Origin of the sequence: Oleomonas cavernae (genome assembly GCF_003590945.1) — a bacterium.
Taxonomy (GTDB): Bacteria; Pseudomonadota; Alphaproteobacteria; order Zavarziniales; family Zavarziniaceae; genus Zavarzinia; species Zavarzinia cavernae.
This window is the reverse complement of sequence record NZ_QYUK01000011.1, coordinates 345,425-371,924: the sequence shown is the minus strand read 5'-3', so window position 1 is coordinate 371,924 and position 26,500 is coordinate 345,425. Positions and strand designations below refer to the sequence as shown.

Annotated in this window: 24 protein-coding genes and 2 pseudogenes; 15 read left to right on the top strand and 11 right to left on the bottom strand. The window is 65.1% G+C overall.

The features are described from left to right. The first annotated feature begins 29 nt into the window (after window positions 1-29). The 5 genes from D3874_RS05305 to D3874_RS05285 all read left to right on the top strand — a co-directional run bounded on the left by D3874_RS05305 (window position 30) and on the right by D3874_RS05285 (window position 5,097). Window positions 30-842: an emopamil-binding family protein gene (locus D3874_RS05305; protein WP_119777161.1), complete on the top strand. Its 813-nt coding sequence runs from the start codon at window positions 30-32 to the stop codon at window positions 840-842. Window positions 843-963: 121 nt separating this feature from the next. Further along, window positions 964-2,628 carry a cytochrome P450 gene (locus tag D3874_RS05300; RefSeq protein WP_119777160.1) on the top strand — a complete coding sequence of 555 codons (1,665 nt, stop codon included), beginning with the start codon at window positions 964-966 and terminating at the stop codon, window positions 2,626-2,628. Continuing rightward, a complete protein-coding gene (locus D3874_RS05295) occupies window positions 2,625-3,644 on the top strand; it encodes an NAD-dependent epimerase/dehydratase family protein (RefSeq protein WP_119777159.1) in 1,020 nt (339 codons plus the stop codon). The genes D3874_RS05300 and D3874_RS05295 overlap by 4 nt, the downstream gene beginning before the upstream one ends. A gap of 25 nt (window positions 3,645-3,669) precedes the next feature. Beyond that, the gene (locus tag D3874_RS05290; RefSeq protein WP_119777158.1) at window positions 3,670-4,305 is read left to right on the top strand and encodes a nuclear transport factor 2 family protein; all 636 of its coding nucleotides are present in this window, start codon (window positions 3,670-3,672) and stop codon (window positions 4,303-4,305) included. A gap of 3 nt (window positions 4,306-4,308) precedes the next feature. Beyond that, window positions 4,309-5,097: a hypothetical protein gene (locus D3874_RS05285; protein ID WP_119777157.1), complete on the top strand. Its 789-nt coding sequence runs from the start codon at window positions 4,309-4,311 to the stop codon at window positions 5,095-5,097. A 14-nt stretch (window positions 5,098-5,111) separates the two neighbouring features. On the opposite strand, the gene D3874_RS29080 is transcribed toward D3874_RS05285, so the two are convergent. The 6 genes and pseudogenes from D3874_RS29080 to D3874_RS05260 all read right to left on the bottom strand — a co-directional run bounded on the left by D3874_RS29080 (window position 5,112) and on the right by D3874_RS05260 (window position 10,021). After that, window positions 5,112-5,255, bottom strand: a complete 144-nt coding sequence (locus D3874_RS29080; RefSeq protein WP_199698951.1) for a hypothetical protein — start codon at window positions 5,253-5,255, stop codon at window positions 5,112-5,114. Between the two features lie 38 nt (window positions 5,256-5,293). After that, window positions 5,294-6,106 (bottom strand): annotated as a pseudogene (locus tag D3874_RS05280) (NAD-dependent epimerase/dehydratase family protein); the annotation flags it as partial. 45 nt (window positions 6,107-6,151) lie between these two features. Further along, window positions 6,152-6,826 carry a sterol desaturase family protein gene (locus tag D3874_RS05275; RefSeq protein WP_119777155.1) on the bottom strand — a complete coding sequence of 225 codons (675 nt, stop codon included), beginning with the start codon at window positions 6,824-6,826 and terminating at the stop codon, window positions 6,152-6,154. Window positions 6,827-6,849: 23 nt separating this feature from the next. After that, the gene (locus D3874_RS30000) at window positions 6,850-7,044 is read right to left on the bottom strand and encodes a hypothetical protein (protein WP_233559843.1); all 195 of its coding nucleotides are present in this window, start codon (window positions 7,042-7,044) and stop codon (window positions 6,850-6,852) included. 12 nt (window positions 7,045-7,056) lie between these two features. Continuing rightward, a pseudogene (locus D3874_RS05265) lies at window positions 7,057-8,429 on the bottom strand (aldehyde dehydrogenase family protein); the annotation flags it as partial. Then, entirely contained in the window at window positions 8,426-10,021 is a 1,596-nt protein-coding gene (locus D3874_RS05260) for a GMC family oxidoreductase (protein WP_119777149.1), read from the bottom strand. The gene D3874_RS05260 and the pseudogene D3874_RS05265, both read right to left, overlap by 4 nt. Window positions 10,022-10,170: 149 nt before the next feature. On the opposite strand from D3874_RS05260, the gene D3874_RS05255 reads away from it, so the two are divergent. The 6 genes from D3874_RS05255 (at window position 10,171) to D3874_RS05230 (ending at window position 17,516) form a co-directional block, all read left to right on the top strand. After that, window positions 10,171-10,938, top strand: coding sequence for a TetR/AcrR family transcriptional regulator (locus D3874_RS05255; RefSeq protein ID WP_119777147.1), 768 nt, complete (start codon window positions 10,171-10,173; stop codon window positions 10,936-10,938). Next, window positions 10,938-11,720, top strand: coding sequence for an SDR family NAD(P)-dependent oxidoreductase (locus D3874_RS05250; protein ID WP_119777140.1), 783 nt, complete (start codon window positions 10,938-10,940; stop codon window positions 11,718-11,720). The genes D3874_RS05255 and D3874_RS05250 overlap by 1 nt, the downstream gene beginning before the upstream one ends. 14 nt (window positions 11,721-11,734) lie before the next feature. Continuing rightward, on the top strand, window positions 11,735-12,511 hold the full coding sequence (locus tag D3874_RS05245; protein WP_119777139.1) for a ferredoxin--NADP reductase: 777 nt from the start codon (window positions 11,735-11,737) through the stop codon (window positions 12,509-12,511). Between the two features lie 305 nt (window positions 12,512-12,816). Beyond that, complete coding sequence (locus D3874_RS05240) at window positions 12,817-14,010, top strand: acyl-CoA dehydrogenase family protein (protein WP_119782138.1); 1,194 nt, start codon at window positions 12,817-12,819, stop codon at window positions 14,008-14,010. Between the two features lie 61 nt (window positions 14,011-14,071). Then, window positions 14,072-16,105 carry a DUF1302 domain-containing protein gene (locus D3874_RS05235; protein ID WP_119777138.1) on the top strand — a complete coding sequence of 678 codons (2,034 nt, stop codon included), beginning with the start codon at window positions 14,072-14,074 and terminating at the stop codon, window positions 16,103-16,105. A 31-nt stretch (window positions 16,106-16,136) separates the two neighbouring features. Further along, window positions 16,137-17,516 (top strand): DUF1329 domain-containing protein, encoded by a 1,380-nt coding sequence (locus D3874_RS05230; protein WP_119777137.1) that lies wholly within the window; start codon window positions 16,137-16,139, stop codon window positions 17,514-17,516. A gap of 13 nt (window positions 17,517-17,529) precedes the next feature. Here the strand turns inward: D3874_RS05230 and D3874_RS05225 are convergent, their stop codons facing one another. Further along, window positions 17,530-18,132 (bottom strand): TetR/AcrR family transcriptional regulator, encoded by a 603-nt coding sequence (locus tag D3874_RS05225; RefSeq protein WP_119777136.1) that lies wholly within the window; start codon window positions 18,130-18,132, stop codon window positions 17,530-17,532. Window positions 18,133-18,401: 269 nt separating this feature from the next. On the opposite strand from D3874_RS05225, the gene D3874_RS05220 reads away from it, so the two are divergent. Continuing rightward, window positions 18,402-18,701 (top strand): glutathione S-transferase N-terminal domain-containing protein, encoded by a 300-nt coding sequence (locus D3874_RS05220; protein WP_147385536.1) that lies wholly within the window; start codon window positions 18,402-18,404, stop codon window positions 18,699-18,701. Continuing rightward, a complete protein-coding gene (locus tag D3874_RS31085) occupies window positions 18,677-19,390 on the top strand; it encodes a glutathione S-transferase family protein (RefSeq protein ID WP_408899981.1) in 714 nt (237 codons plus the stop codon). The genes D3874_RS05220 and D3874_RS31085 overlap by 25 nt, the downstream gene beginning before the upstream one ends. A 328-nt stretch (window positions 19,391-19,718) precedes the next feature. Here the strand turns inward: D3874_RS31085 and D3874_RS05210 are convergent, their stop codons facing one another. The 4 genes from D3874_RS05210 to D3874_RS05195 all read right to left on the bottom strand — a co-directional run bounded on the left by D3874_RS05210 (window position 19,719) and on the right by D3874_RS05195 (window position 24,119). Further along, complete coding sequence (locus tag D3874_RS05210) at window positions 19,719-21,077, bottom strand: DUF1329 domain-containing protein (protein ID WP_199698949.1); 1,359 nt, start codon at window positions 21,075-21,077, stop codon at window positions 19,719-19,721. Between the two features lie 18 nt (window positions 21,078-21,095). Continuing rightward, window positions 21,096-22,868: a DUF1302 domain-containing protein gene (locus D3874_RS05205; RefSeq protein ID WP_119777133.1), complete on the bottom strand. Its 1,773-nt coding sequence runs from the start codon at window positions 22,866-22,868 to the stop codon at window positions 21,096-21,098. A 205-nt stretch (window positions 22,869-23,073) separates the two neighbouring features. Further along, window positions 23,074-23,544, bottom strand: a complete 471-nt coding sequence (locus tag D3874_RS05200; protein WP_158595844.1) for a helix-turn-helix domain-containing protein — start codon at window positions 23,542-23,544, stop codon at window positions 23,074-23,076. Window positions 23,545-23,552: 8 nt separating this feature from the next. Beyond that, window positions 23,553-24,119 (bottom strand): AraC family transcriptional regulator ligand-binding domain-containing protein, encoded by a 567-nt coding sequence (locus tag D3874_RS05195; RefSeq protein WP_119777131.1) that lies wholly within the window; start codon window positions 24,117-24,119, stop codon window positions 23,553-23,555. Window positions 24,120-24,292: 173 nt separating this feature from the next. Here D3874_RS05195 and D3874_RS05190 point away from each other — a divergent pair, with 173 nt between their 5' ends. Both D3874_RS05190 and D3874_RS28400 read left to right on the top strand, forming a co-directional pair. Further along, a complete protein-coding gene (locus D3874_RS05190; RefSeq protein ID WP_147385535.1) occupies window positions 24,293-26,011 on the top strand; it encodes a MalT transcriptional regulator family protein in 1,719 nt (572 codons plus the stop codon). Beyond that, on the top strand, window positions 26,008-26,499 hold the full coding sequence (locus D3874_RS28400) for a hypothetical protein (protein WP_119777129.1): 492 nt from the start codon (window positions 26,008-26,010) through the stop codon (window positions 26,497-26,499). Before D3874_RS05190 ends, D3874_RS28400 begins: the two co-directional genes overlap by 4 nt. Window position 26,500 lies beyond the last annotated feature (1 nt).

Here is a 26,500-nt window from a genome sequence, read left to right as displayed (position 1 = left end):
CGCGCTTGGCCAATCAACGGGGGGCCTCAATGCGTGACCTGCATCCGAATTTGGGGCGGGGCGCCAGCGGCGCCAGGAAATGGATCTACCGGCTGTCGCTGCTGCTGACGCTGATGTTTGCCGGCGGCGCCTATGCGCTGGTGGCGCTAGGCGTCATCCCGGGAACCCCGATCGACGTCTATTCCTCGTGGGTGATCCTCGCCATCCTGTTCGTGCCGTTCATCGCGCTGGTGGATGGTTCGGGGGAGAAGCGCACGCGTCTCGAGAAATGGTCCGAGTTCGGCTTTGTCTGGCTGCTCGTCTCCGGCATTGCCCAGACCTTCTGGGAACTCCCCTGGTTCTTCCTGGACCTGACCGGAGTCGTCCACGACATCGGTGTCGAGGACAGGTATCTCTGGGCCTGGTGGGTCTATGGCGGCGCCGACACGCGTTATCTCACCTCGAGCCCCACCATCGCCGGCCTTGAATTCATGGCCGGGTTCTCAGGGCCTTTCGAGCTGCTGGCCTGGTACCTGTATAAATTCGGCAAGACTTTCAAGAACAGGATTGCCGCCTGCTGGATGGCGCTGATCATCGGCATCGGCCTGACCTATATGACGGGCGTGTTCTTTGTCGCCGAATGGCATGTGGGCTGGGTCAACATTCAGCAGGGCGCCGTGGGCTTCTGGCTGAAATTCGTCGGCCTCAACGTGCCCTGGATCGTTGCGCCGTTCATTGCCATTCCGGCGGCGATCGACGAATTGGCGCACCTGTACCGCGTCGAGGGTTACGAGGCAGCCATGCGGGAGTCCGCCGGCCGCGCGGAACCTCCCGTCCGCCGGAAAGCGCTGCGATCGGCCTAGTTGCAACCTTGTCCCGCGCCGGGTCGCCGCTCAATTTACAACTTTACACTTTACGTTAATATGTATATGTTCGCTGGCAGGACAGGGAGAACACTGCCCGTGCGGAAGAATATGGGGCGGCATGAGCATCCAGGCATCGGTGCAGGGCGGCGGCGCGGCGCCGCCGGCGGCAAAGGGAGGGTTTCCCTGGTTCGGCCACATGCTGTCTTTCGCCAGCAACCCCTTCAAATTCGTCGAGAAGGTGGCCCGGCAAGGCGGCGAGATCACCTCGTTCAAGCTGCTGGGCCAAAGAATCGTCCTGCTGACCGGGGACGAGGCCAGCGAACTCTTCTACCGCTCCTCCGACGAGCAGTTGGACCAGTCGGCTGCCTACAAGCTGATGACGCCGATCTTCGGCCAGGGCCTGGTGTTCGATGCGCCCATCGCGCGCAAGAACGAACAGTTGCGCATGCTGATGCCCTCGCTGCGCGTCGAGGCGATGCGCGACCATTCCCACAAGATCGTGGGCGAGGTCGAACACATCATCGCCGACTGGGGCGATTCAGGCGAGATCGGCCTCGTCGCGTTCATGAAGCAGCTCACCATCAATACCGCCAGCCACTGCCTGCTGGGCCGCGAGTTCCGCTATGAGCTGAGCGAGGAGTTCGCCAGCATCTATCACGACCTGGAACAGGGCGTACACCCCCTCGCCTACCACTTCCCCCATCTGCCGATCCCCAAGTTCCGCAAGCGCGACAGGGCACGCAAGCGGTTGCAGGAACTGGTCGGCGCCATCGTGCGCAAGCGGGCGAACCAGGCCGAAAAGCCCAGTGACATGTTCCAGACCCTGATCGACATGCGCTATGACGACGGCACCAAGCTCGACGAGAACGAGATCACCGGCCTGCTGGTCGGTGCGATCTTCGCCGGCCATCACACCAGTTCCGGCACCGCCGCCTGGGTGCTGCTGGAACTGCTCAAGCATCCCCATATCCTGAAACGCACGCGGGACGAGCTGGACGGCCTGCTGGGCCGCAAGGGTGAGGTCAGCTTCCACAGCATGCGCGACATGCCCATGCTGGAGAATGTGGTGAAGGAGGTGCTGCGCCTGCATCCGCCCCTGATCATCCTGATGCGCAAGGTCGCGGAAGACCTGCGCTTCAAGAATTACACGATCAAGGCGGGCGAGATGGTCTGGGCCTGCCCGCCGGTGACCCACCGCCTGTCGCACCTGTTCTCGAACCCCTATGCCTTCGATCCCGACCGCTTTGCGCCCGAGCGGCGCGAGGACAAGAACCTGATGGCCTACCAGCCCTTCGGCGGGGGCAAGCACAAATGCTCGGGCAATGCCTTCGCCCTGTTCCAGATCAAGGCGATCTTCGCCGTGCTGCTGCGCCGCTACGAGTTCGAACTGGTCGATGCCCCGGAGACCTATGTCGACAACTATGCCGACATGATCGTGCAGCCGAAGGAACCGTGTCGGGTGCGCTATCGCCGGCGCGATCCCGCCGGCATCGCCAGCGATTACGGCGCATCGGGGGCACCGGCCAAGGCCTCGGGCTGCCCGGCCCCGGCGCACCAGCCGGCGGCGGTACAAATGCCGGCCATCACCGTGATGGTCGACCGCCAGCTCTGCCAGGGCCATGCGGTGTGCACGGGGGAGTCGCCCGCGCATTTCCAGGTCGGCGACGACGGCATCCTGAAACTGCTGAAGGAAGAGGTCAGCGAGGCGGAACTGGAGAAGGTGCAACTCGCCGCACTGCACTGCCCCAATGCGGCCCTGCGCATCGTGCGCCACGGACCATGAAAGTCTTCGTCACCGGCGCGACCGGCTTCGTCGGCGCCCATACGGCAAGGGCCCTGATAGAGGCCGGCCACGAGGTGCGCCTGCTGGTTCGTTCGGCCGCGGAGGTGCGCGCCTATTTCGCCAGAGCAGGTCACCGGGTGGATGATCTGGTGATCGGCGACATGCGCGACCAGCCCCTGGTCGAGGCGAACATGACGGGATGCGACGCGGTGTTTCATGCCGCCGCCCTGGTCAGCGTCGACCCCAAGCGCGGGGCCGAGATCTATCGCAACAACGTCGCCGGCATCGAATCCGTGCTGGGTACCGCCTGCCGCTTAGGGGTAGGGCGCATCGTCTATGTCTCCAGCCTCTCGGTGCTGTTCCAGCCCGGTGTCTCGCGGATCGACGAGGCGACCCCGCTGGGCAACCCGGTGCAGGCCTATGCCCGATCGAAGCGCGATTGCGACGCCCATGTGCGCGGGATGCAGGCGGCCGGCATGCCGATCCAGATGACCTATCCGGCCGGCATCTTCGGCCCGGACGACCCCAAGCTGAGCGAGGCGAACCATGGCGTCGCCTCCTTCGTCCGGGTGGTGCCGCGCACCTCCACCGGGCTTCAGGGCATCGACGTGCGCGACCTGGCGCTGGCCCATGTTCATTTGCTGGAACATCCGGCCGCCAATGATTTCGAGGCCAGCCGCTACATCGTGGGCGGCAATTACTATCCCTGGGCGGACTTCCACCGCCTGCTGCAACAATTGACCGGCCGCCGCATCGCCGGTCCCCGCATGCCGGGATCGGTGCTGCGCGCCATGGGCAGCGTGACCGACCTGGTCCGCAAGGTGGTGCCGTTCGACACCCAGGTCTCGCGCGAGGCCATGGGTTACGTGACCGAATGGGCGGTCGCCAGTTCGGACCGCATCCTGAAGCGCACGGGGATGCACTTCCGCAGCGGCGAGGAGACCTTCGGCGATACGATACGCTGGCTGGTCAGGGCCGGCCATCTGGACAAGAAATTCGCGGGCCGCCTGGCTTGAAGCGATACGAGAGGGGAGAAGCACAATGGGCGACAAGCGCGTGGTGTCGATCACACCGCCGAACCGGTCCTGGCCGCGGGCCGAGCTTGAGGAAATGGTCGAACGCTGGCTGCAGGGCAATATCGACTGCGAGAAGGCGGGCGACTGGACCGGCCTGGCCCAGTTCTATACCGAGAACGCGGTCTATTCCTGGAACATCGGGCCGAACGAGGAATTCGTGGCGAGCGGCCGCGCCGAGATCCGCGATGTCGCCATCGGCTATCAGATGAAGGGGTTCGAGGCGTGGGAATACCCCTACCACGACATCATCATCGACGAGAAGCGCGGCACGGTCGTCGGCTTCTGGAAGCAGCGGGCGCCCTACCAGCGGCCTGACGGCAGCTATTACGAGATCGCGGGCATCGGCGGTTCCTGGTTCGAATACGGCGGCAACTGGCAATGGCAGTGGCAGCGCGACTTCTTCGACTTAGGAAATGCCAAGGATTGCTTCTTCCAGCTTGCCGGCGCCGGCGTGCTGAGCCCGGTGGTGAAGGAGAAGATCCATCAGCAGGCCAAGGGCAGGCTGCTGCCCGGCCATCGCCGCCTGCACCCCGAACCCTCGCGCCTGCAGAAGCTGCGCAACACGATCGCGATCGCCCGCATCGCGCTGACGGGACGCTGATCGATGGGCGGCACCTGGTTCTCCGGCAACCCGGACAAGGCCTGGGTCGAGAAATTCTTCCTGCTCTACTCGCCCGTCTGGATGGCCTCCATGGCCATGATGATGCTGACCGGCTGGGACCAGGCGTTCGACGACACCGGCCTGCTGCTCCATGCCTTCGGCACCACCCTGCCGGCCCTGATCATCCCGGCCCTGATCGCATGCCGTTACACCACGCAACCCTGGTACGACGCCTATTGGTTCAAGGCCAACCTCTACCTCATCGTCTTCGGCTTTTTCGGCAATTATTTCGGCTCGGAATACTTTTTCGACGTGCTGGGCATGGTCTATGTCTATCCCAATGTGACCACCAACCTGGATGCGACGCTGGTCGGCACCGGCACCCGGCAGGTGCCCTTGATCATGTATGCCTATACCCACGTCTACTTCATGACCTATCACGCGACGGCCAACATCGTGCTGCGCCGGCTGCGCGCCCTGCCCCTGGGGACCGTACTGTTCCCGCTGCTGGTCTTCGCCATCGGCTATTTCTGGGCCTGGGCTGAGACCAAGGCCATGGCCAACCCGCTGATCGCGCAGAGCTTCTACTACCAGAAGATGGACGTGATGCTGGCCTGGGGTTCGGCGATCTATGCCACCTATTTCATCGCCAGCTTCCCCGTCTACTACTTCCTCGACGAGATGCGGGAACGACGCTGGTCCTTGGTGCAGACCGTCGCCGGCGGCCTGTCGGCCAGCATGCTGACCTTCTACATGCTGGACCTCGCCGCCCGCTGGGTGGGATCGCTGTAGCGACCACCAAGTCGTCACCTGGCCGGCCCGAGGATCGACGGCTGCCGGGCCACCAGTTCCTTCGCGGTCAGGCGGATGCCCTCGGCCAGCGTGACCTTGGGCGTCCAGCCGAAGTCGCGCTTGGCCTTCTCGATGCTGAAGTAATGGTGCGTAACCATGTAGCGGACCGAGAAGCGGGTCAGGCCGTTTTCGGCGTTCAGCGTGCCCCCCGCAAGGTGTCGATCGCCTCCGCCACCGCGGCCACGCCATAGGCGAGCCAATAGGGCACCTTGCCCTTGATCGGCGGATAGCGCAGCTCGACGATCACCTTCTCGATGAAGTCGAAGAAGGCCATGGGTTCGCCGTTGGTGATGAAATAGGCTTGGGCACACAGGCGCGAGCCGGGTTCGAGTGCCGCTTCCGCCTCGACCACCGCATCGACCAAGTTGGCGATATAGGTGAAGTCGGACAACTTGTCCCGGTTGCCCACGGCCCGGCCGAGCCTGCCGGCCTTGGCCTTGTCCAGGATCGCCGGGATGAAGCGGTTGTCGCCGGCGCCGAAGATGACATGGGGCCGGATCGCGCAGGTGACGGTCGGCCCCGTGCCGCTGAAGGCCAGGACCTTCTTCTCGGCCGCGATCTTGCTGTCGGCATAGGGCGCCTGGGAGATGCTGGAATAGGGCAGCGTCTCGTCGCCCAGTTCGATGTCCGCGCCCTCGTAGACCGCGCTGGCCGAGCTGATGTAGACCAGCTTGGGGATCTTGTGGGCGGTGCAGGCGGCCAGGATGTTCTCCGTGCCCCCTAAGTTCACCGCCCAGACGTCCTCGACCCGGTTGTGCTTGGTGTGGACCAGCGAGGCATTGTGGATGACGCTGTCCATGCCGGCGAGCGCAGCATGAACTGCGGCCGCATCGCGGATGTCCAGCTTCACGAAGCGGACATCGCCGCGGAACGGCCGGTCGTTCACGTCGGCGCAGGTGACCTCGTCGCCGAGGTCGGCGAAGCGGTCCACCAGGGCACGCCCGACAAAGCCCTGCCCCCCGTGATGAGAATTTTCTTGGTCATTGCCGGTCCCTTACTTGTCGGTGCCGAAGGCCTGGTCCCAGAAGGGGAAGATCGAGGCGTAGTTGTAGGTCATGCGGAAGTGATGGGTGTCGTGCTTGGTGGTCCAGAAGTTGAACAGCCGGAACGCCGGGTGCGGGAACACGAAATTGGTGTGCACCAGCACGTTGATCACCGAATAGATGAAGAACACGAGCAGGAAGGAAGCGGCCGAAACCGGCCCCAGGATCCACATGGCGAGGAGCAGCAGGGCAAGGCCGGCGAAATTCTCGGCCGGGTGGAGATAGATGCTCTCGGGCGCGGTCGGGAAGCGGATCAGGTGATGGGTGCGATGCACGTATTTCAGCACCGGCTTGTAGTGCATGAAGCGATGCAGGAAGTAGTACATGAAATCATAGAGCAGCAGGACCCCCAGCGTCTCACCGATGAAGCCGGCGGGACCGGGCAGGCCCTTGTAGATCACCCCGTCGCCGAAGAGGTAGAAGAAGCCGATCATCAGCACGGTCGAGAAAAGCCCATTCAGGCTGACGTTGACCCATTTGCGTAAGGGCGGGATCTGCGGGCTCTTGGGGATACGGATGCGGTACTTGTCGAAGCGGCGGTTGTTCGACATCCAGTTGAAGAACGCCATGATCGAGCCGTTCACGGCGAGCGTCACGCCCCAGATGATGAAGAAATCGGTGTCCATGACTGTGCCTCGTCGTCGAAGGGTCAGCGCATCAGGCCGAGGAGGGCGCGGAGCTTGGCGCCCAGGCCCCGGCCGAACATCAGGCGGATGGTGTGGCGGGCCTTGGCATAGTCGCGCGGTCCCACGGGATAGAGTCTCGGCACGATGGGAAACGGCAGGCGGTCGCTGAGCACCGCCTTGGCGTTGGTATAGGCACGCAGGCCGTCCCGCCCGTTCATGCGGCCGAAGCCTGAATATTTCACCCCGCCGAAGGGCAGGTCCTGGTTCAGGTAGCACAGGCCGAAATCGTTGATGCAGGTGGCGCCCGCCTCGAGTGCCGCGGCAATGCGCTCCCCCTTGCCTTGTCGCGGGTGAAGACCGAGGAGTGCAGGCCGAAATCCGTGCCGTTGGCCAGCGCGATCGCTTGCGCATCGTCCTTCACCCGCATGATCAGGGCGACGGGGCCGAACACTTCCTCGCGCGCGATACGCATGTCGGGCGTCACATCGACCAGCACGGTGGGCGGATAGAATTGCCCCGGCCCCTCGGGCAGGCGGCCGCCGACCAGGGCGCGGGCGCCGTTGGCCAGCGCATCCGTCACCAACTCGTCGATCACGCGCATCTGCTGGCGCGTGTTGATGGCGCCCACGTCCAGGATGCCGGGGCCGATGGGCACACCCTGGCGCAAGGCCCCTGCCCGCTTGCCGAATGCCGCGACGAAGCGGTCGTAAATACCCTCCATCACGATCAGCCGTTCCGAGGCGATGCAGTTTTGCCCCAGGTTGATGAAGCAGCCGCCCAAGGCAGAGTGAACCGCATGCTCGAGATCCGCATCGTCGCAGATGATCATCGGATCCTTGCCGCCCAGTTCCATCACCGTGGGGGTGAGGTGTTCCGCGCTGCCTTCGATGATACGGCGGCCGTTGCCGACCGAGCCGATGAACAGGATCTTCTGCACCCGGGCGCGCACCAGGGCGGCCCCGGTCTCGCCGAAGCCGTTGATGATCTGCACCGTGTCGGCGGAGAAGCCCTCGCGGCGCAGGGCCTCGTCGATGAGGGTCTGGAAGAAGCGGGTCGACCAGGCGACCGCTTCCGACGCCTTGATCACCACCGCATTGCCCGCCATCAGGGGCGCCACGAAGGAACCGAAGATGTTCTGGAAGGGATAATTCCAGGGCACGATGCAGGCGACGACGCCCAGCGGCCGGTACTCGATGCGGCCCTTCTTGTGCAGCAGGATGCCGGTGCCGACCTTCTCGGGCCGCAGGTGCCGCTCGCCGTGCTTCATCACCCAGCGGATCTTGTTGCACACGGGCATGACCTCGCCCAGCAAGGCATTCTCGAACGTCTTGCCGCTGTCCTCGACCACCGCCCCGCAGATGTCGTCCATCCTGCTCACGACCAGGTCCAGCAGATGGCCCAGCACCCGGCGCCGCTGGGCGAAGCTGCTGCTGCCCCAGGCCTTCTGGGCGAGGCGGGCACGCTCCACTGCGGCGCTCACGTCGTCTGGCGTCGCCACCAGCACGTCGCCCAGGGATTCGCCGGTCGCCGGGTTGATACAGTGGATGACCGCGGGCGAAGAGCGGGGTCCCACATTGGCGGCGGCAACATTCGGCAGGCTCATGCCGCGTCTCCTTGCAGGATGAAGTCCGCCGCGCGCCAGCCGATCATCATGGCCGGCGCGTTCAGGGCGGAAACCGGGATTTCCGGGATGACGGAGGCATCGGCCACGCGCACGTTGCGCAGGCCCTTGACCCGCAGCCTGGTGTCGACCGGGCTGTCGGCGTCGTCGCCCATGCGGCAACTGCCGCAGAAGTGGAAGGTGGTCATGGTCGCCGCGGTCAGCCATTTCCACAGCGCCTTGTCCGAAACCGGCTTGGCGCCGGCCGACAGCGGCGTGGCGCCGGCGGCACGCAAGGTGGCGCGGGCGGCGATGTCGCGCGCCTTGGCGATGCCGGCGCGCATCGTCTCGCGATCCTGCGGCGTCGCGTAGTAACCAAGGTCGATCTTCGCCGGCACGTCCGGGCTCGAAGAGGCGAGCGTGATGCGCCCGCGCGAGGTCGGCTTGCCCAGGATGACGACGATGCCGAAGACTTGGGCCACGAACCGGCGCAAGGGCGGCAGCAGGAAGGCCAGGTCGATCAGCCCGCGCAGCAGCTTGCGCAGGAAGGCGAGGCGATAGAGCCGGCCGGGCAGCGCCAGGATCGGCACCATGCGCGCCATCGACTGTTTCAGCGAGGCGGGTGCTGCATAGCAGACAAAGCAGGTATCGGGCGCCTGCCCCTTGGGCGCATCGGCCGGGCGGCGGGCGGCGTCGAAGCCGTAGACCTGCGGATACTGGAAATCGATCGGCGCCCGGGCACGGTAGAACATGCAGACATTGGGGTGATCCTGCAGGTGGCGGCCCACCCCCGGCGCATCCTGCACCGGGCGGATGCCGACCCGTTCCAGGTCGCCCACCGGGCCGACGCCGGACAACATCAACAGGCGGGGCGTTTCCAGCGCCCCCGCGCACAAAACCAGTTCCCGGCCGACGCGCGCCTGGTGGACCGCGCCATCGGCCGCGAATTCCACCGCGACCGCCGCCTTCGACCCGTCGAACAGGATGCGGCGGACGGCGGCGCCGGTGCGCACGGTCAGGCCCGGCAGGTCCCGCCGGTGCAGGAAGGCGCGATAGGAGGAACGGCGGGTGTCGCCCTCGTAGTTCATGTCGTTGGCGCCGACGACACCGCCCAGATCGCCGTCGTTCAGGCCGTCCTTGCGGGCCAGGCCGGCCTCGACCGCCGCATCGATGAAGGCCAGGGCAAAGGGCGTCGCCGGGCGCGGCCTCACCCCCAGGCGCGCCTCCACGGCGGCGAAGGCGGGGCCGATATCCTGCCACCGCCAGCCCGCGGGCCAGTTTTCGAAGTCGCGGCGGTCGCCCCTGGTATAGACCATGCCGTTGACCGAACCACTGCCCCCCATCACCCGGCCGGTACCGACATAGAGCGAGCGGCCGCCGCAATCAGCCTGCGGGGCCGACATCCGGTGCCACATCAGCGCGTCCTTGCTGAAGGCATCCTTGAAGCCGTCGGCGGACTGAGTCTCCGGGTGCGCGGTTGCCGCGTCGCCGGCTTCCAGCAGCAGCACGCGCGCGCCCGCCGCCAGCCGCGCCGCCACGATGCAGCCCGCCGATCCGCCCCCGACGACAACGAAATCATAGGCCTCGCCCTGCATTGCCGCCCCTGTTCCGCCTTCCCTTCGCTTTGACCGGGCCGGTAACGGCCCTTGCAAAGTAGGTAATTTCAATTACTATCTTGGAAAGAACAGTTCTGTTTGTCAATGATGGCCTGCACCCGATCTGCACGAATGGCCCGACGGAAGACATGAGCGTTGAACCAAAGACCGCCGAACCGGCGGAAAGCGAGGCGGGCCGCCGCCGTGCCCAGGCGGCGCAGGCGCTGCGCGCCGCCAAGGACGCCCTGTCGCGCGAGCACATCCTGGACGCGGCCGAGCGGGTCTTTGCCGACGGCGGCTTCGCCAGTGCGCGGATGCAGGACGTGGCACGGGAAGCGGGCATCTCGCTCGCCACGCTCTACCAGTTCTATCCGGGCAAACGGGAACTGCACCGGGCCATCCTGATCGCGCGGGACAACGAGATGCTGGAGGCGGTGCTGCAGAAGGTGCAGGCCTCGCTGGAGCGGCCGCAGTCCATGGTGCAGATGCTGTGGGTGCAGCGCGCCCATATGCAGTTCCTGCTGGGACACACCGATTACCTGCGCCTGATCCTGCAGGAAGGCTATGCCTGGTATCACGCCGCCGCCCAGCCCACGAGCGACGAGCAGCAGATCTGGGAACGCGGCATCGCCGCGATCGAGCAGGTGCTGGCCTGGGGCATCGCGGCAGGTCACATGGTCGGCGGCAAGGGCCCCGACCAGGCGCGCATGGTGCTGGCCCTGCAGCAGACAAGGCTCGCCAACTGGGTGGCCGACGGCATGCACGAAGCGCACGACGCCGTGATCGAGCGGGTGCAGACCGATTTCGTGCGCTTCTTTTGTCGGCCGGCCGTCGCCCTCGACCTGCTGACCGAGGATGGCGCCGGCCTCAAGCCGGCCGTTCTCGCGCAGATCGAACAGCTCGACGAGGCCGCCTGATGGCCGACCAGGCAACCCGGCAGTTCCCGGCCGGCGCCACCCTGGTGGTGGGCGGCAGCGGCGGCATCGGCCGCGCGGTCGCGAAGTGTTTCGCGCTCGCGGGCAGCGACATCGCCGTCACCTATCGCCGCAAGGCCGACGTGGCGGAGGCGCTGGCCGGCGAATGCCGCGACCTGGGCCTCAAAGCCAGCACCCATTCGACCGATCTCACCGATGCGGCCAATGTGCGGGCCATGGTGGCCGCTGCCGTCGCCGACCATGGCCGGATCCACACCGTGGTCTTCGCCGCCGGCCCGGTGGTGGAGCAGTTGCCCATCGCCGATGTGAGCCCGGACCTGTGGCGCCGATCGATCGAGACCGAGACCTTCGGCTTCTTCAACACCGTCTCGGCCGCCGTGCCGCATATGCGGGAAAAGGGTGGCGGCTCCTTCGTCCATCTGGGCTCGGCCGGGCATGTGCGGTGGCCCCGCAAGGATGGCCTCTCGGTTGCGCCCAAGGCGGCGAACGAGGCGTTGGTCAAGGGCATCGCCCGCGAGGAGGGCGTCAACGGCATCCGCGCCAATTCGGTCCTGATCGGCGTCATCGAGGCGGGCATGTTCCTGGAGCTGAAGGAACGCGGCGTGTTCAACGAGCACTGGATCAAGGAGACGCTGAAGATGCTGTCGGTGAAGCGCTTCGGCCGGCCCGAGGAGATCGGCCATGCCGCCGTGTTCCTGGCCTCGGACCAGGCCGCCTATATCACCGGCCAGCAGATCAACGTCTCCGGCGGCTTCGGCCTCTGAGGAGTGGGAACGCCATGTCGACCATCGGCACCGAACGCGTCCTCGACGTGCACCACTGGAACGAGACCCTATTCAGCTTCCGCACCACGCGCAGCGCCGGCCTTCGCTTCGAGAACGGCCAGTTCATCATGATCGGCCTGCCCGTCGACGGCCGCCCGCTGCTGCGCGCCTACAGCGTCGCCAGCGCCAATCACGAAGAACACCTGGAATTCCTCAGCATCAAGGTCCAGGACGGCAAGCTGACCTCGCGGCTTCAGCACCTCGAGCCCGGCCAGGAAATCCTGGTCAGCCGCAAGCCGACCGGCACCCTGCTGCTCGACGACCTGCGCCCGGGCCGGCACCTCTACCTGATGGGGACCGGCACGGGCCTCGCCCCCTTCCTGTCGCTGGCCAAGGACCCGGCGATGTACGAGCGCTTCGAGAAGATCGTGCTCATGCACGGCGTGCGCTACACGAGCGAGCTCGCCTATCGTGATTTCTTTCGCCACGAACTGCCCGGTGACGAGATCTTCGGCGAGATGGTGCGGGGCAAGCTGATCTACTACCCGCTGGTGACGCGCGAACCCTATGACAACCAGGGCCGCATCACCGAGGTTCTCGAATCGGGGCGGGTCTTCGCCGATGTCGGCCTGCCGCCGCTCGACCCGGCGACCGACCGCGTCATGATCTGCGGCAGCCCGGCCATGCTGAAGGATCTTCAGGCCCTGCTGGACGCCCGGGGTTTCAAGATGTCGCCCCAGTTGGGCGTTCCCGGCGACTATGTGTTCGAACGGGCCTTCGTCGAGAGGTAACGCGATGTTGCACACTTGCGTAAGGAATATCCGCGCCCCCTGAAGCCAGACTTCGCGCGGGACAGACAAGAGCAAATCCGGCGGATTCCAAATCCGCTCCAATATCTATGCAGTAATGGATGGATTTCTCGCCATCCAACGGGTTGGTATTTGCGATTTCACCAAGGCGATACGCGTCTTATTCAACCCAATAACTGAGCCAATAGTCCGGTTAGACGATGCCGGTCCGAGCCGGGGCGCTGAAGATCGCTTTACTGGAAAGAGGCCGGCGGCAGACCGGCAAGGACAAGCACGGGGGATCGATCATGGATGGCGCCGTCGAATTCGACACCAGCATTCCCAGCGAGGATGAAATCCGCGCCCGCGCGCGGGCCCTTGTCCCCTTCCTGCGCGAACAGGCGGCCGAGGCGGAACGCGCCCGCCGGCTGCCCGCGGCCACCATCGCCGCCCTGCAGGCGGCCGGGCTGTTTCGCGTCCTCCAGCCCCGGCGCTGGGGCGGTTACGAGATGCATCCCAATGTCTTCTACGACGTGCTGATGACGCTTGGCGAAGGCGACATGTCCGCCGCCTGGTGCTACGGCGTCATCGGCTGCCACCCCTGGCAGCTCGCCCTGTTCGACGACAAGGCGGCACAGGACGTGTGGGGCGAGGATACCTCGGTCCTGGTCTCCTCCACCTACATGCTCCAGGGCAACGCCCAGCCGGTCGATGGCGGTTACATCTTCAACGGGCGCTGGCGCTTCTCGTCGGGCTGCGAGCACTGCCAGTGGATCTTCCTGGGCGGCGAGGTCGAGCCCGGCTCGGGCAACATGGACATGCGCACCTTCCTGCTGCCCCGCGCCGACTATCAGATCGTCGACACCTGGGACACGCTGGGCCTCAAGGGGACGGGCAGCCACGACATCGTGGTGAAGGACGCTTTCGTGCCGGAGCACCGCACGCACAAGTTCATGGACGGCATGATGTGCGACAGCCCGGGCAACGCGGTGAACACCCATCCGCTGTTCCGCATGCCCCACCCGCAGGTCTTCATCCGGGCTGTCTCGACCGCGTCGATCGGCGCGCTGCAGGCCATGCTGAACGCCTTCCTCGACTATGGCGCCAAGCGTACCACGGTCACCGGTTCCCGCACGGCGGAGGATGCCAGCGCCCAGCTCGCCTGCGCCGAGGCGGCGTCGGCGATCGACACGATGAAGCTGGTCCTGCACCGGAACATGGACACCATGTACCGCCAGGCCTGTGCCGGCGAATTCGTCCTGCTGCCCGACCGCCTGCGCTATCGCTTTCAGTCGGCCGATGTGCCGGAACGCTGTGCCAACCTGGCCCTGCGCCTGTTCAAGGCGGGCGGCGGCGCGGCCGTGTTCAACAGGCTGCCCTTCGCCCGGATCCTGGCGGACATCCATACCGGCAAGGCCCACGCCGCCAACCAGGTCGACTCGATCGGCCGGAACTGGGGCGGTGTGATGCTGGGCCTGGAAAACACCGACCTGTGGATCTGAGCGGCGGAACCAGCGGCAAACGCAACAGGCGCCGCGCAAACATCGGCAGGGGGCCGCGGGGATGGCGAAGAACAGGGCAGCGGTCGGGCAGCGGGGCGGCCTGACGGAAGCTGGGCGACTGGCGCTGCGGGCGGCGCTCGCCGGCAGCATCCTGGGGGCCGCCACCTCGGCGCTATCGGAGGTTTATGAATTCGACAATGGCGCCACCCTGTCGGTCGGCCTGACCACGACCTATCAGGTCGGCATCCGCGCGGAAGATCCCAACCCGCGGTCCTTCTCGCCCGAAACCGACCAGATCACGGTCAGGCTCCTCGAGCCGGTGCCGCTGCTGCCCGCCGTCACGACCTCCATCCTGGTTCCCCGCACCTATAATTTCGACGATCCGAACCTGAATTTCGAGAAGGGCGACCTGATCACCAATGCGGCCAGCGCCCTGCTCGAGGCCGAGTTCAAGTATCAGGACTACGGCCTCAGTTTCAGCGGCAACGGCTTCTACGATCTGGTCTACCACCAGTCGAATTCCAACGACACCGTGTTCCCCGACGGCATCAACAAGAAGAGCGGGGAGCCGGATGAATTCATGGGCGGCACGCGCTATGCCAACGGCGGGCGCTTCCGCCTGCTCAATCTCTTCGCCTATGGCAATTTCGAAGTGTTCGACACCGATCTTTCGGTTCGCGTGGGCAATCAGGTGGTGGCCTGGGGCGAAAGCCTGTTCTTCGGCAATATAGCGATCTCGCAAGGCGTGGTCGACGTCACCCGCGCCAATACGCCGGGGGCGGAGGTGAAGGACATCCTCCTGCCCCAGCCGCAGATCTCGATGAACTGGGGCGTGACGCCGCGCCTGTCCGTCGTGGGCTATTACCAGCCCATGTATGAATTCAATCAGTTGGATGGCCCGGGCGCCTATTTCAGCCGTTCCGACATTGTCGGGCCGGGCGCTGAATTCGCCTATGGCGCCAAGAATCCCTTCCCCGACATCATCGCCCAGCTTGCCTCCGCCTGTACCTTGAGTGCCGCGATCCCGAGCTGCGACCAGCTCGGCCTGCCGATCCAGGCGGCGCAGATCCTGTCGGACATCCTGAGTTACAACGCGCTGGGGATCGCCGATGCCGACTACCACCGCTTCGACGTCGACTACGCCGGTGAGATCAAGCCCAACAGCGGCCAGTGGGGCGCCGGGCTGATGTACGACCTGACCGACAATCTGACCACCGGCCTCTATGTCCTCAACTACCACGACAAGAACCCGTCGCCGCTCTTCAATGTCTCGACGATCAGGTCGAACCCCTTCCGCGAGGGCACGGTGCTCGGCGTGGTGTCGGGCCTGTGCGGTACGCTCGGGCTCGACTGTTCGGCGGTCGAGAACGTGGTGACGGACGTGGTCGACGAGGTCATCGCCTCCGTGGCGTCGGTCTATCTGCCCTACAGCTACAACATCCGCTATTTCGACGACATCAAGCTCTATGGCGCCAGCGCGACCACGACGCTCGGGCCCGTCAATGTCGGCTTCGAATTCGCCTATCGCCAGGGCGTGCCCATGCTGGTCGACGGCGACCTGGCCGGGATCACCGCGCCACAGCCGGTCCGCGGCGATACCTGGCAGGTCAATCTCAGCGGCCTCTATGTCGGCGGAACGACAGCCTATTGGGATTCGCTCAACCTGGTGGTCGAGGCCAGCCTCAACCATGTCGTCCGCCACGATACCCTCTATCTCTACGATGTTGACGGCCAGCCCCTGCAGGACGGCAACGGCAACAACATCAACGCATTCCGCGAACTGACCGGCGACAAGACCTCCTGGGGCATCCAGGGGCTTGCCGAATTCGGCTATACGGATGTCTTCCCGGGCGGCTGGGACATGTCCGTGCCCGTCGTCTTCGGCATTGCCTTTGGCACGCCGGCCGTTGCGGGTTCGCTCGGCGCCCTGTCTGGATCGGGCGACGTGCGGGTCGCGGCCGGGGTCAAGTTCCGGCACCTGAACAATCTCGAGATCGGCGTGATGTACAACGCCTTCTTCGGCTCCTACCACCGGATCGAGCGGCCGCTGGTCGACCGCGACTATGTCGTCGCCACGGTCAAGTACACCTTCTGAGCGCAACGACAAGAACAGCGGGAGAAAGCTCATGGATCGCAGGACATTCATCAAGGGCGCCGGTGCCTCGGCCCTGCTGGCCGGCATGGCGCCCCGCTATCTTCGGGCGGCGGCATCGGCCGACGACATCGCGAAACTCGGCACGTCCCTGACGCCGGTCGGCGCGGTGAAGGAAGGCAGTGCCGACGGCCTGCTGGCTCCCTGGTCCGGCCAATGGCAGGGCGCGCCGCCGGGCATCGCCTTCGCCGGCACGGGCAAGCCGCTGGCCGACCCCTATGCCGCCGAGAAGCCCCTGTTCTCGATCACCGGGCAGAATTTCCAGCAGTATGCGAGCCGGCTGGGCGACGGCCAGAAGGCCATGCTGCAGAAATACCCCAAGACGTTCCGCATGGATGTCTATCCCTGCCACCGCGACTTCCGCCTGACGGACTGGGTCACCGCCAATCTCAAGCTGAATGCCGCCTCGGCCCAGGTGACGCCGGACAGCGAAGGGGTGACGGGCGTGTTCGGGGCCCCGGCCTTCCCGTTCCCCAAGAACGGGCTGGAGACGATCTGGAACATCATCACCATCCCGCGCGGCTTTACCCAGCGCGGCACCATGGACGAGGCGGTGGCCTATCCCGACGGCAATATCGCCTGGGGCGCCCAGCTGTGGGACATCTATTGCGCGGCCTACGACCCGTCGGTGCAACGCGAGGCGTTCGGCGGCGAGTCGGCTTTCGTGTTCCGCAGCACGCTCAAGCCCGAGCGCGAGCGCGGCAGCATCACGCTGGTCCGGGAATTCTGGGATTACGGCGCAAGGCCCAGCCAGGCCTGGCAGTACATCCCCGGCACAAGGCGGGTGAAGCAGGTACCGGAGATCGCCGGCGACTATCCGCTCGGGCCCGGCGGGTTCCACACCGTGGACGACACCGGCCTGTGGACCCAGTCGCCCAAGCGCTACGACTGGGAATTGGCCGGCAAGCGAGAGGTCTTCGTTCCCTACAACAACTACCGGGTCGAGGATCCGGGGGTGAAGTACAAGGACCTGCTGGGGGCGTCCCACCTCAACCCCGACCATGTGCGCTGGGAGTTGCACCGCGTCTGGATCCTGAAGGCCAAGCTGAAGCCCGGCCTGCGCCACATCTATGCGGCGCGGACGCTTTATGTCGACGAGGATTCCTTCAATCCGGTGCTGGCCGACATGTACGACGCGCGGGGCATGCTCTACCGCGCGGCGATGAACACGACATCCTATGACTATGGCTCACAGTTCTTCCAGCAGCGGGTGACCGTCTACCACGACCTGATCTCGGGCGCGTACATGGCCGACCGGCTGTCGAACGAGGTCAGCGATCGCATGCGTTACAACGAGGGCGGCCGGAAACTGACCGACTACACGCCGCAGGAACTCAAGCGCAAGGGAGTCTGAACGGGCGACCGCATCAGGCGCCGCGGCGGGGATAGTGCTCGAGCCCGAGCATGGGCAGGAGGCGGCGGGTCAAAAATCCGCGCATCTCCTCCACCGATCGCTGCCTGGGCCCGGCCATGATGAGCAGGGACAGGATCATTCGCACCGACACCTCGGTGATTTCCTCCAGGTCGGATTCGGGGATGACCAAGTCATGCAGGATCCGGCGCGTCAGGTCCAGCGACAAGGCCCAGCCTTCCGCATTGTTGAGCGCATCCCCGCTGACATAGGAGGTGAGGTCGCCTCGCGTGATCACGGCGAGATAGGGCTCGTTGGGGAATTCACCCAGGGCAAACAGAACCGCCTCGACAAACCGCTCGCCCGGCTCGGGATAGCGGTCGATCTGGTTCAGCATGCGCTGCGCCAGGGCAAAGCCCGATTGCAGCAGTGCCGCCGTCAGCACTTCGTCGCGGCTGGCGAAGTAGCGGTAGACCGTCGGCCGCGTCACCCCCGCCTGCTTGGCGATGTCGTTGAGGTTGGTCTTGTCGATTCCCCACTGCTTCACGCAGTCGATCGCGGCATCAAGAATCCGTTGCTGCGTTTCGTTGAATTGCCTGGTCGACGGGACGGAGTTCATGAGCACCTTGGGCAGACACGAGCAGACGGAAGCCTAGTCCATATCCCGATTCAAGGGAATTTTGCGCTGGGGCAGCGTGCCTGCTGTTGTGGCTTGGTTGGTTGCGGTGCAGGCAACCGACGAGACCGTAAATTCCAAAAGCTTGACACTGCGCAAGCATGACTGATATTGAACAAATCTGTTCATTTATGAACCGAGATGCAAATTAACGACTCCCGGCAGGGAGCGAGTCGTGCCGCGGCCGGCGGCCGGAACCCTGGGGGACGCTCATGAGCGTGTGGTTGGCAGCGGCGCTGATCCCCGTGGCTGGGGCCGCACTCGTCTTCGCCCGTGAAAAGCGGCGACGGCGCACCCATCCGGTCAGCGGTGGCCTCAAAGCGGACATTACGCTGCCCCACAGCGAGGAGTTCGAGCTTTACGGCAACGCCTTTTCCCACTGCTCGCGCAAGGCGCGGCTGGTCCTGGCGGAACTTGGCATTCCCTATCGCCACCGGCACATCGACCTCATCGAGACCGGCGCCTACGGCACCATCTCCCCCAATATCTGCAGATCAACCCGTCTGGCCTGATTCCTGTCCTGGTGCACAACGGGCATCCCATTTACGAATCCGACGAGATCCTCGCCTATGCCTCCCGCGCGGCGGGGCCCGGGGCGCCGTCGCTCGTGCCCGCCGCTGCCGCGGCGCAGGCCGAAATGGCCTGGTGGATCGATTATTGCTCCCTGTCCAGCAGCGACCCGACGGGGCGCGCGGCAGACCGTCTCGGGGCCTGCATTCCGGGGCTGACGCTGCCGCTCTTCGCCGCCATGATCCGCTTTGTGCCGCTGCGCCGGATCGCCGTCGGCCTGCTGTTCCATTTCGATCGCAAGCGCCCCGCCTTCTTCTTCATGGCCAAGCTGCTGGGGCTCCGCCGAGCGATGCGCCTGCCGGCCGTGGCGGCCTTGATCGACGCCAGCCGGCGGCCCATGCGCGGCCATCTGGCGAGGGTGGAGGCGGCACTTGGCAACAGTGCCGGCCCCTGGCTGCTCGGCGCCGAATTCACCCTCGCCGACATCTCGCTGGCCTGCGCCCTCCTGCGCCTGGACGAGACCGGATGGCTCCCCCGGTTTGCTGCCGCAGGCGGGCTTCCCGCGACCCTGACCTATTACGACCGGGTCCGCGCCCGTCCCTCCTGGCAGGCGGCGATCGAGGACATGCGCCATCCGATTGTCGACCGCGGTGTAGCAACCCTTCGCTCGACCGCCCTGTTTGCCCCGTGAAGACGCCCGCCTCGAGCTGATCACCCGGCGGGCGGCAACACTCGACCAGCTCTCGCGCCGCTACCAAGGTAAATAAGACCCCTCTCCATCGGGCCATTGGCTCCGGGCTGATCTAGTACCTTCGCACCACCTCATCAATCATCCTCCTATCCATTGCAATATGTCGCCCGCACCACATTTCCGTCAGGGCCTCCACCGGCTTCGCGGACCTAAAAAAACCCCGGATATCAGGACGGCGCCTGAGATTCCGGGGCAAAGTTGGCGTGCCTGCGGTTTGGAGGAGACATGCACGCGGAGAGTGGACAATGCTATTGGGGCAGCTATGGCCTCAATTGGCGAAGCGCCGCAAACTGCTCGGGGTGTAGAAACCTTCTTCGGCGCGCCAGTCGAAATTGAGTTCGTAGGGCTCCTCGTTGTTCATGCCGAAGGCGAGATAGCGCTCGCCGTTGAGATCGTACAGGGTCTCGACCGCATAGAACGGCACCGATGCTTCGGTGTACTCCATGATGTGACCTTCGGAGGTGCGCCACAACTCGCCCCGCCCGTCGTAGTGGTCGATCAGCAGGGCAGACCACGAATCTTCATCGAGATAGAAGACGCGCTTGGCATAGATGTGGCGCATCCCTTCCCTCAGAGTCGCCTCGACCACCCACACGCGGTGCAGTTCGTAGCGCAGATGCTCGGGATTCAGATGGGCCGGTTGAATGATGTCCGCGTATTTGAGGCCACGCGAGTCGAGCCTGTTGGCGTTGTAGGGAACGTAGACTTCACGCTTTCCCAAGAGCTTCCAGTCGTAGCGGTTAATGGCGCCGTTATACATGTCGTAGTTGTCGGTCGTGCGGGCACCGTCCGCGGCTGTGCCCGGGTTGTCATAGGCCACCTCGGGCGCGCGAAGAACGCGGCGCGTGCCGGCATTGTAGACCCAGGCCTGCCGGGCCTCGGTCACCTGGTTGACCGAATCGATGGCAAGCAGCGCCGTGCCGGCGAGGCGCTGCGGGGCCAACACCTTCTGCACATCCATGAACAGGGTATTGTCGTACTCGGGCTTGCCGGCGAACGATGGACGGAAGGAAATCAGGTCGCGGATGATGACCGGCGCGAAAGACCCGTCACGTTGCACCACCGCCTGCAGCACGCGGCGGTCGATCGCCTCGCCTCGGTACCGCACCAGATGGTTCCAGATCGCCTCCTGGCCGTCCTTGGGCTGCGGGAACGGCACGGTCGACTGTCCAAGGTCGTTGATGCCGTTGCCGCCATCGGCGAGTTCGGCCTTCGTCGCCTGTTCCTTGATCGCGGCATAGATCGCGGGCGGCAGGGCGGCGCTGCGCCGTGTTGGATAGACATTGAGATAGTAAGTGTCGGCGTAGCGTTTCAGCATCGCGACCTGGCCATCGGAAAGCTGGCCGCGATACTGCTCGACATTGGCGGCCGTGATGCGGAAAAGCGGCTTGTCGTCCGGGTAGGGATCGGGACGTGAGACACCCGGAACGATGCCCGGCAACGGGGTCTTGAGGCCGCCGTCCCAGGCCGGGATCGTGCCGGCGGCATTGCCGGCCCGCTCGGCCCCGGTGGGGGTCAGGTCCGCACCCAAACGGGCCGCCTCACCTTGCGTCATCTTGGCATGGGCCGCGAAGGTCAGACCAACACAGGCCGCGCCGACCAGAAAATATGCGCCTATCTTATGCACCTTGTCCTCCCGCCGATCTCAGAATCTGGCCGTCGCGTTGAGCGCGAAGAAATCTCGGTCCTGGCCGTAGTTGTATTCGCCGCCCGAGAAAGTGGTGTAGGAGGCGCCGACGCTGTAACCTTGATAGTCAAGGTCCAGGCCAACCCCGAGACCGACGCGGCCTTCGATGAAGGTGCCATCGGCCGAATAACCACTCACATCGTGCGACCAGCTGAGGAACGGCTTGGCATTGATGCCGGCATAGATGTCCGGGTAGTCAAAGACCGCCCGGGCCCTGTAGCCCCAGGAAAAGTTGGTCACATAGCCGTCGTTCTCGCATTTCTTGGCCGTGCTTTCGCGGCACACGCCACCGTGGGCGGCGATGCCGAAGACCGAACTGCGGCCGAAACGGATGTCATCCGGCATGTTGCCGAGGAACTCGACGCCCGCCTCGCCAATCACGGTGATGCCGGCCGCCCCCAGAACAGGCGGCAGCGTCTTGAAGGCTGTAACCTGGGCGCGGGTCTGACGCAGCTCGGCATAGCCGTGAAGCAGTTCCCCGGGCCCCAGCCGAGACCACGGACCCGACAGCGGCGTATCGACCGCGACACCACCAGAGACCGCCGCCGCCAGGATGTCGCTGGCATTGAACTGCACCGGCTGTTCCGGGCGGTAGCTGAGCTCGCCCGAGACAGAAAGGCCGGCAATTACCGTGGCGAAGCTGGCGCCATAGAGCTGGATATCCTCAGGGTACTCGATGACGTAGCGCGGATTGCCACCTCGGGGATCGCCCGGGATAAAGGGAAAGCTGCCGTTTGCCGTCGTCGTCTTGTACGCGCCGATGAAGGGCGTGCGGCTGTGATAGTTGAAGAAATAGGCGCCAAGCTCGACGTCGAGATCCTGCCAGAAATAGCGAAGGGCAAAGCCGTACTGCCCGCCATCCTCGGGCTTCAGGTCGCTGGCCCGCTGCGTGACAATGCCTGCAGCCACGGCGGTCGCATCGGCACTGGTCCCCAGGGTGAAGGTGTTGCACCCCCGGGCGACGGCATCCACCGTCGAGAAGAAGGTACCGCAGCCATCGATCTCGGTCGGCAACCACTCGAATTGATAGAGCGCCTCGAGGCTCAGCGCCGGTGTCAGGCCCAGGTTGCCATAGGCCATGCCGACGGGCAGCAGGCCCTCCTTCAATTCGGCGCCGGGCCGGCGGAAGGCGTTCACGTCGATCGGATTGATGACGTTGATGCCGCCGCCGATGAAGGTGCTTTCGCCCCAGCTCACCACCTGGCGGCCGAGGCGCAGCTCGAGCGGCAGGTCGCCGATGTCGACACTGCCGCGGACATAGGCGTCGAGCAGCGCCACGCCCTGGAAGCGTGCCAGGTTGGCAAAATCGGAATCGTCGAGTTGGCGCGGCGATCCGTAACCGCTGGTGATGCTGCCGTGGTCCTGCGTGCCTTGGGCCAGCTCATAGTCGTACCAGGCCTTGCCGCTGATGACCGCGCCGAAATCGCCGAAGTCCACCTTCAGTTCGCTGAACAGCTTCACGGTACTGGAGACCACATCCCCCTTGGCGAAGTTCAACGAACCGTCGTCAAAGGCGTTCGACGAGGCATAGCCCCCTAGGAGATTTCCAGGCGCGGCAAATTCCGGATCCGGCTTTTCCGCCCTGATCAGCATGCCGGCGCTGACCACGTTGCTGAAGGTGATGTCCGCGTCGCCGACCCGGAATTCCGCCGCCCGAGCCGGCGCGCAGATCCCAAAAGCCGCAGTCGTCAGCGCCGCGAGCGCGACGACCTGCCCCTTTCCCTTTCCCATGAGCACAAGCCCCCCGTTGCCCGCCGGTACGCGCCGGCGGATATTTCTGGTCTGTAACCGACTGTTGATCTCGTTATGCGAGCAACTCTCGGCGCCCCGCGAGGTGGGCGCTGGAGCGATCAGGCCAGAACGCCTGGGACCGATCCCATACCAAGGACGGGCATCGGCGCTTTTTCGCTTTTTCTTGTTGGCTGAGGAGGGTTCGTCAGGAGAACCGGTCGATCCGCATCAAGGCCGTCGTGCGGCGGTATGCGCTGGGTGCCACCCCCGTGCCGCGCTTGAAGAGGCGGTTGAAGCTGGCCGCCTCGGCAAAGCCGAGTTGCCGCGCGATTTCGGCAATCGGCAGGCTGCTCTGCCCCAGCAGACGTGCAGCGGCCTCGCAAATCATGTCCGTACGCAGGTCGGTGAACGTGGTGCCTTCCGCCGCCAGATGGCGGGTCAGGCTGCGCGGGCTGGTACGCAGAAGATTGCTTGCCGCTTTCAAGGAAACGATTTCGCCGGGCCTGGTGAGCAGAACGCGGCGGACCCGTTCCGTCAGGCTGGGCTCGTCGTCCACATAGAGCAAATACTCAGCCGGACGACCGGCAAGTTCGGCCAAGGCGCGATGGTCGCGGATGTTGGGGAGTTCCCCCTGCTCCCGCGGCAGGGAAAAGCCGAAAAATTCGGAACGCTCCACACGGCCGCTCAGGATCGCCGCCCAGTCGGCGACGTGGGGGGCGCCATGGCGTGGACATGGAGAATGCCCTCGAGCGATTTTCGGCCGGTCAACCAAACGGTCAGGCGCTGGAAGAAGAGCAGTTGAACAAAGGGAAACAGCGGATGGACGCGGGCCGGATCGAATGCTCCCCAGGCCAGGGCAATGCGATCATCGGCATGGCGTACGGAAAAGGGTGGCGCCGATGTGACCGTATTATTAAACCGCGCACATTTGCGCCAGATGTCCAGCAGGGTCGGCTCCCCGACAACGGCATCTGCCAAGAGGTGAAAGGTGCCGAGCGAAATCGGCTCGGCCAGCAATCCCAATCCTTCATCGCCGATCTGAACGGCGTGGCTGGTCACGCAGCGGGCAAACTCGCGGTAGCCTGAAATCTCGCCGACGGAAGCCTCGTGCCGGGGCGCTCCGTCACCCTGCCGGGATCCCCCGAGGCCAAGCTGGAACGCCCTGGATGCCCCCAGCAGGTCCTCGAAGGTTCGCCCCAGCGCCAGGCCGGTGCTCTTGGGGTCGAGCGGCTGTCCCGTGGTCTTCCCCATGCGGCCGTGTTCTTTCCGGGGTGAGGGAAACACCCATAGACCATACGCTCGTGGCGTAAACGATCAAGAAAATTGGCCCGATCAGACATTCTGCACAGCCCATCTCTCCCCTAGAATATGACAAACAATAATGCGGCACGGCCATGTGACCCGTGCCCTCCAGGGGAGGAACCATGTCCGAAGGAGTCTTCCAGACCCATTCGATATGCCCGGCAGGCAACGAATTCTACCCGCCACCCAACGAGAGGCGCGCGCGTCTTTCCGAGCGGATCATGGAAAGCCTGTCGCGCAACATCGTCACGGCAGTTTTCGCACCGCCGGGCAGTGGAAAATCTCGTGTGCTCGGCGATGCCCGGGCCGCCCTTGAAATGCAAGGAGTGCCGCTCGCCTTCCTGGCCTGCGAACCCGATTGCGCGGACCCCGAAATTTTCGCCGAACGCCTGCGCCTGGCCACCGGCGCGGCCCCCGTCCCGATCACGCCGGAAAGCGTCATCGCCGGCTTGTGCGGCACGGGACCGAACCGGCAGACGGCCTATCTCCTGATCGACGATTTTCACCACGCCGATCATAAGTCGCAACGCCAACTCATCGTTGAGAGTTTTCATCGGGCGAATGGCTCCATCCGGGTTCTCGCCACGGCCAGGCACCGTTTCCGCTGTGGCATGGGCAGCCTGCTTATCGATGGCAAGATGGAAGAGATCGGCCTGGCCGAACTGGCCTTTACCCCGTCCGAGGCACGCGCCCAGTTCCCGGCAACGCTGCGGCCGGACGAGGAGAAAGCACTCGACAGCATCATCCGGCGCGCCGATGGCTGGGGCGCGGCGCTCGCCGTCGTCAAGCGGCGACTGGCCCGCGGTGAACGCCTGAGCGAAATCGCCGGCGCCTATTCGAGCACGATGCGCGAGTTCACCGCCTATTTCGAGGATGCACTCGCGCTGGTTCCACCCGAGATGGCGGAACTGCTGTTGACCATCGCGCCCCTTGAAATCCTCGCGCCCGACCTCGTCGAGGCGGTGACTGGCCGGCAAGCCGAATTCTCGCTGATGCGCGCGGTCGACGCCTGCCCCTTCGTCACTTTTGACAAAGGCATCTTCAGCATCCACCCGCTCTTCAGAACCTATCTGGCAGCGGTTGCCCGTCACCGCGATCCCCAAATGGTCGACCTTGTCCTCCTGACCGCGGCCGATTGGCACGAGTCGCGGCACGACTGGATCGCGGCCGCGTCCTGTCGCTTGAGGGCCGGCCATGGCGAGGCGGCAGCGCGCCTGCTGTGCAGGCACGCCGATGAAATTTTTGCGCGAGAGGGGAAATCGGAATCGCTGATTTCCATGATCCAGCAACTGGCCCCGATCATCAGCCGGTCCCCCGAGAACCTGTTCTGGATCAGCCGCAGTGTCGTCTTCCATGGTGACTTCGGCCGTGCCGCAAGGCTGATCGATGACCCGGACACGGTATCGGGCGGCGCCAGCCCCCTCAGGATGCAGCTTATCAACATACTGCTGGCCTTCGGCTTCGAGGAATTCGACCGGGTCCGCCAGGAGGGTGCGCGCTGGCTCGTCGAGGCCGAAGACGCTGCCCCATCGATCGGGCCACGATTGCGATCGCACTGGCGATGTCGAGCATGGCCGTCCTTGATCCGATCAGGGCGGCAGCGGCGCTCGATATCGCACGCGCCGAGACGGCGAAGAACGACAGCCAATATCTCCGCGCCTGGGTCGCCGTCGTCGCCGCCCTGCAATCGCTGGAAGCCGGCATGCCGCTGGATGCCCTGCGCAAGCTCGAGCACATTCTGTCGGAAATCGATCCAGGCGCCGCCATCCGGCCGACCATCGAACTCCTGCGGGCGGCCTGTCTCTACGACAACGGTGCTTTCGATCGGGCGGCAAGGTTGATCGACCGATATCTTCTGGCCGGGTTGCGCCACGGTGTGGCCGACACGGCCATTGCCGGCATCCGTGTCGCCGTCTTGATCAGATCGAAGCGCGCGGGCGCGGAGGCGGCGCTGGCACTCGCCGATTCACTCGAGGAAACCGTCGAGAAGCGCTTCGGTCCGCGCGCCCGCAACCGCCTGCGCCTGCTGCGCATCGAGATCATACTAGGTTACAGGGAGGAGCTGCTGGGCCGTGCCGCCAACGCCCGCCTGGCCGACCTCGATGCCCTTGCCCAAGGCGGCATGCGGCACTGCCCCGCCGTCGCCGAACAGATCCGCCTTGCCCAGGCCGCCCACTGTCTGGCGCGGGGCGAGACACGCCAGGCCATCGCCATCACCAGCACGATCATGACCCCGCGGCAACGAACCGGCGCTTCCGGGTCCATACCGAGGCCTCGATCCTGCGGGCGGCGGCCCATCTGGCGGAGGGCGATAGTGGCGCGGCGATAAA

Coding starts and splice junctions, on each gene's coding strand:
- D3874_RS05305 (WP_119777161.1), top strand. CDS start 30: ATGCGTGACCTGCATCCGAATTTGGGGCGGGGCGCCAGCGGCGCCAGG.
- D3874_RS05300 (WP_119777160.1), top strand. CDS start 964: ATGAGCATCCAGGCATCGGTGCAGGGCGGCGGCGCGGCGCCGCCGGCG.
- D3874_RS05295 (WP_119777159.1), top strand. CDS start 2,625: ATGAAAGTCTTCGTCACCGGCGCGACCGGCTTCGTCGGCGCCCATACG.
- D3874_RS05290 (WP_119777158.1), top strand. CDS start 3,670: ATGGGCGACAAGCGCGTGGTGTCGATCACACCGCCGAACCGGTCCTGG.
- D3874_RS05285 (WP_119777157.1), top strand. CDS start 4,309: ATGGGCGGCACCTGGTTCTCCGGCAACCCGGACAAGGCCTGGGTCGAG.
- D3874_RS29080 (WP_199698951.1), bottom strand. CDS start 5,255: ATGGTTACGCACCATTACTTCAGCATCGAGAAGGCCAAGCGCGACTTC.
- D3874_RS05275 (WP_119777155.1), bottom strand. CDS start 6,826: ATGGACACCGATTTCTTCATCATCTGGGGCGTGACGCTCGCCGTGAAC.
- D3874_RS30000 (WP_233559843.1), bottom strand. CDS start 7,044: ATGAACGGGCGGGACGGCCTGCGTGCCTATACCAACGCCAAGGCGGTG.
- D3874_RS05260 (WP_119777149.1), bottom strand. CDS start 10,021: ATGCAGGGCGAGGCCTATGATTTCGTTGTCGTCGGGGGCGGATCGGCG.
- D3874_RS05255 (WP_119777147.1), top strand. CDS start 10,171: ATGAGCGTTGAACCAAAGACCGCCGAACCGGCGGAAAGCGAGGCGGGC.
- D3874_RS05250 (WP_119777140.1), top strand. CDS start 10,938: ATGGCCGACCAGGCAACCCGGCAGTTCCCGGCCGGCGCCACCCTGGTG.
- D3874_RS05245 (WP_119777139.1), top strand. CDS start 11,735: ATGTCGACCATCGGCACCGAACGCGTCCTCGACGTGCACCACTGGAAC.
- D3874_RS05240 (WP_119782138.1), top strand. CDS start 12,817: ATGGATGGCGCCGTCGAATTCGACACCAGCATTCCCAGCGAGGATGAA.
- D3874_RS05235 (WP_119777138.1), top strand. CDS start 14,072: ATGGCGAAGAACAGGGCAGCGGTCGGGCAGCGGGGCGGCCTGACGGAA.
- D3874_RS05230 (WP_119777137.1), top strand. CDS start 16,137: ATGGATCGCAGGACATTCATCAAGGGCGCCGGTGCCTCGGCCCTGCTG.
- D3874_RS05225 (WP_119777136.1), bottom strand. CDS start 18,132: ATGAACTCCGTCCCGTCGACCAGGCAATTCAACGAAACGCAGCAACGG.
- D3874_RS05220 (WP_147385536.1), top strand. CDS start 18,402: ATGAGCGTGTGGTTGGCAGCGGCGCTGATCCCCGTGGCTGGGGCCGCA.
- D3874_RS05205 (WP_119777133.1), bottom strand. CDS start 22,868: ATGGGAAAGGGAAAGGGGCAGGTCGTCGCGCTCGCGGCGCTGACGACT.
- D3874_RS05195 (WP_119777131.1), bottom strand. CDS start 24,119: ATGGGGAAGACCACGGGACAGCCGCTCGACCCCAAGAGCACCGGCCTG.
- D3874_RS05190 (WP_147385535.1), top strand. CDS start 24,293: ATGTCCGAAGGAGTCTTCCAGACCCATTCGATATGCCCGGCAGGCAAC.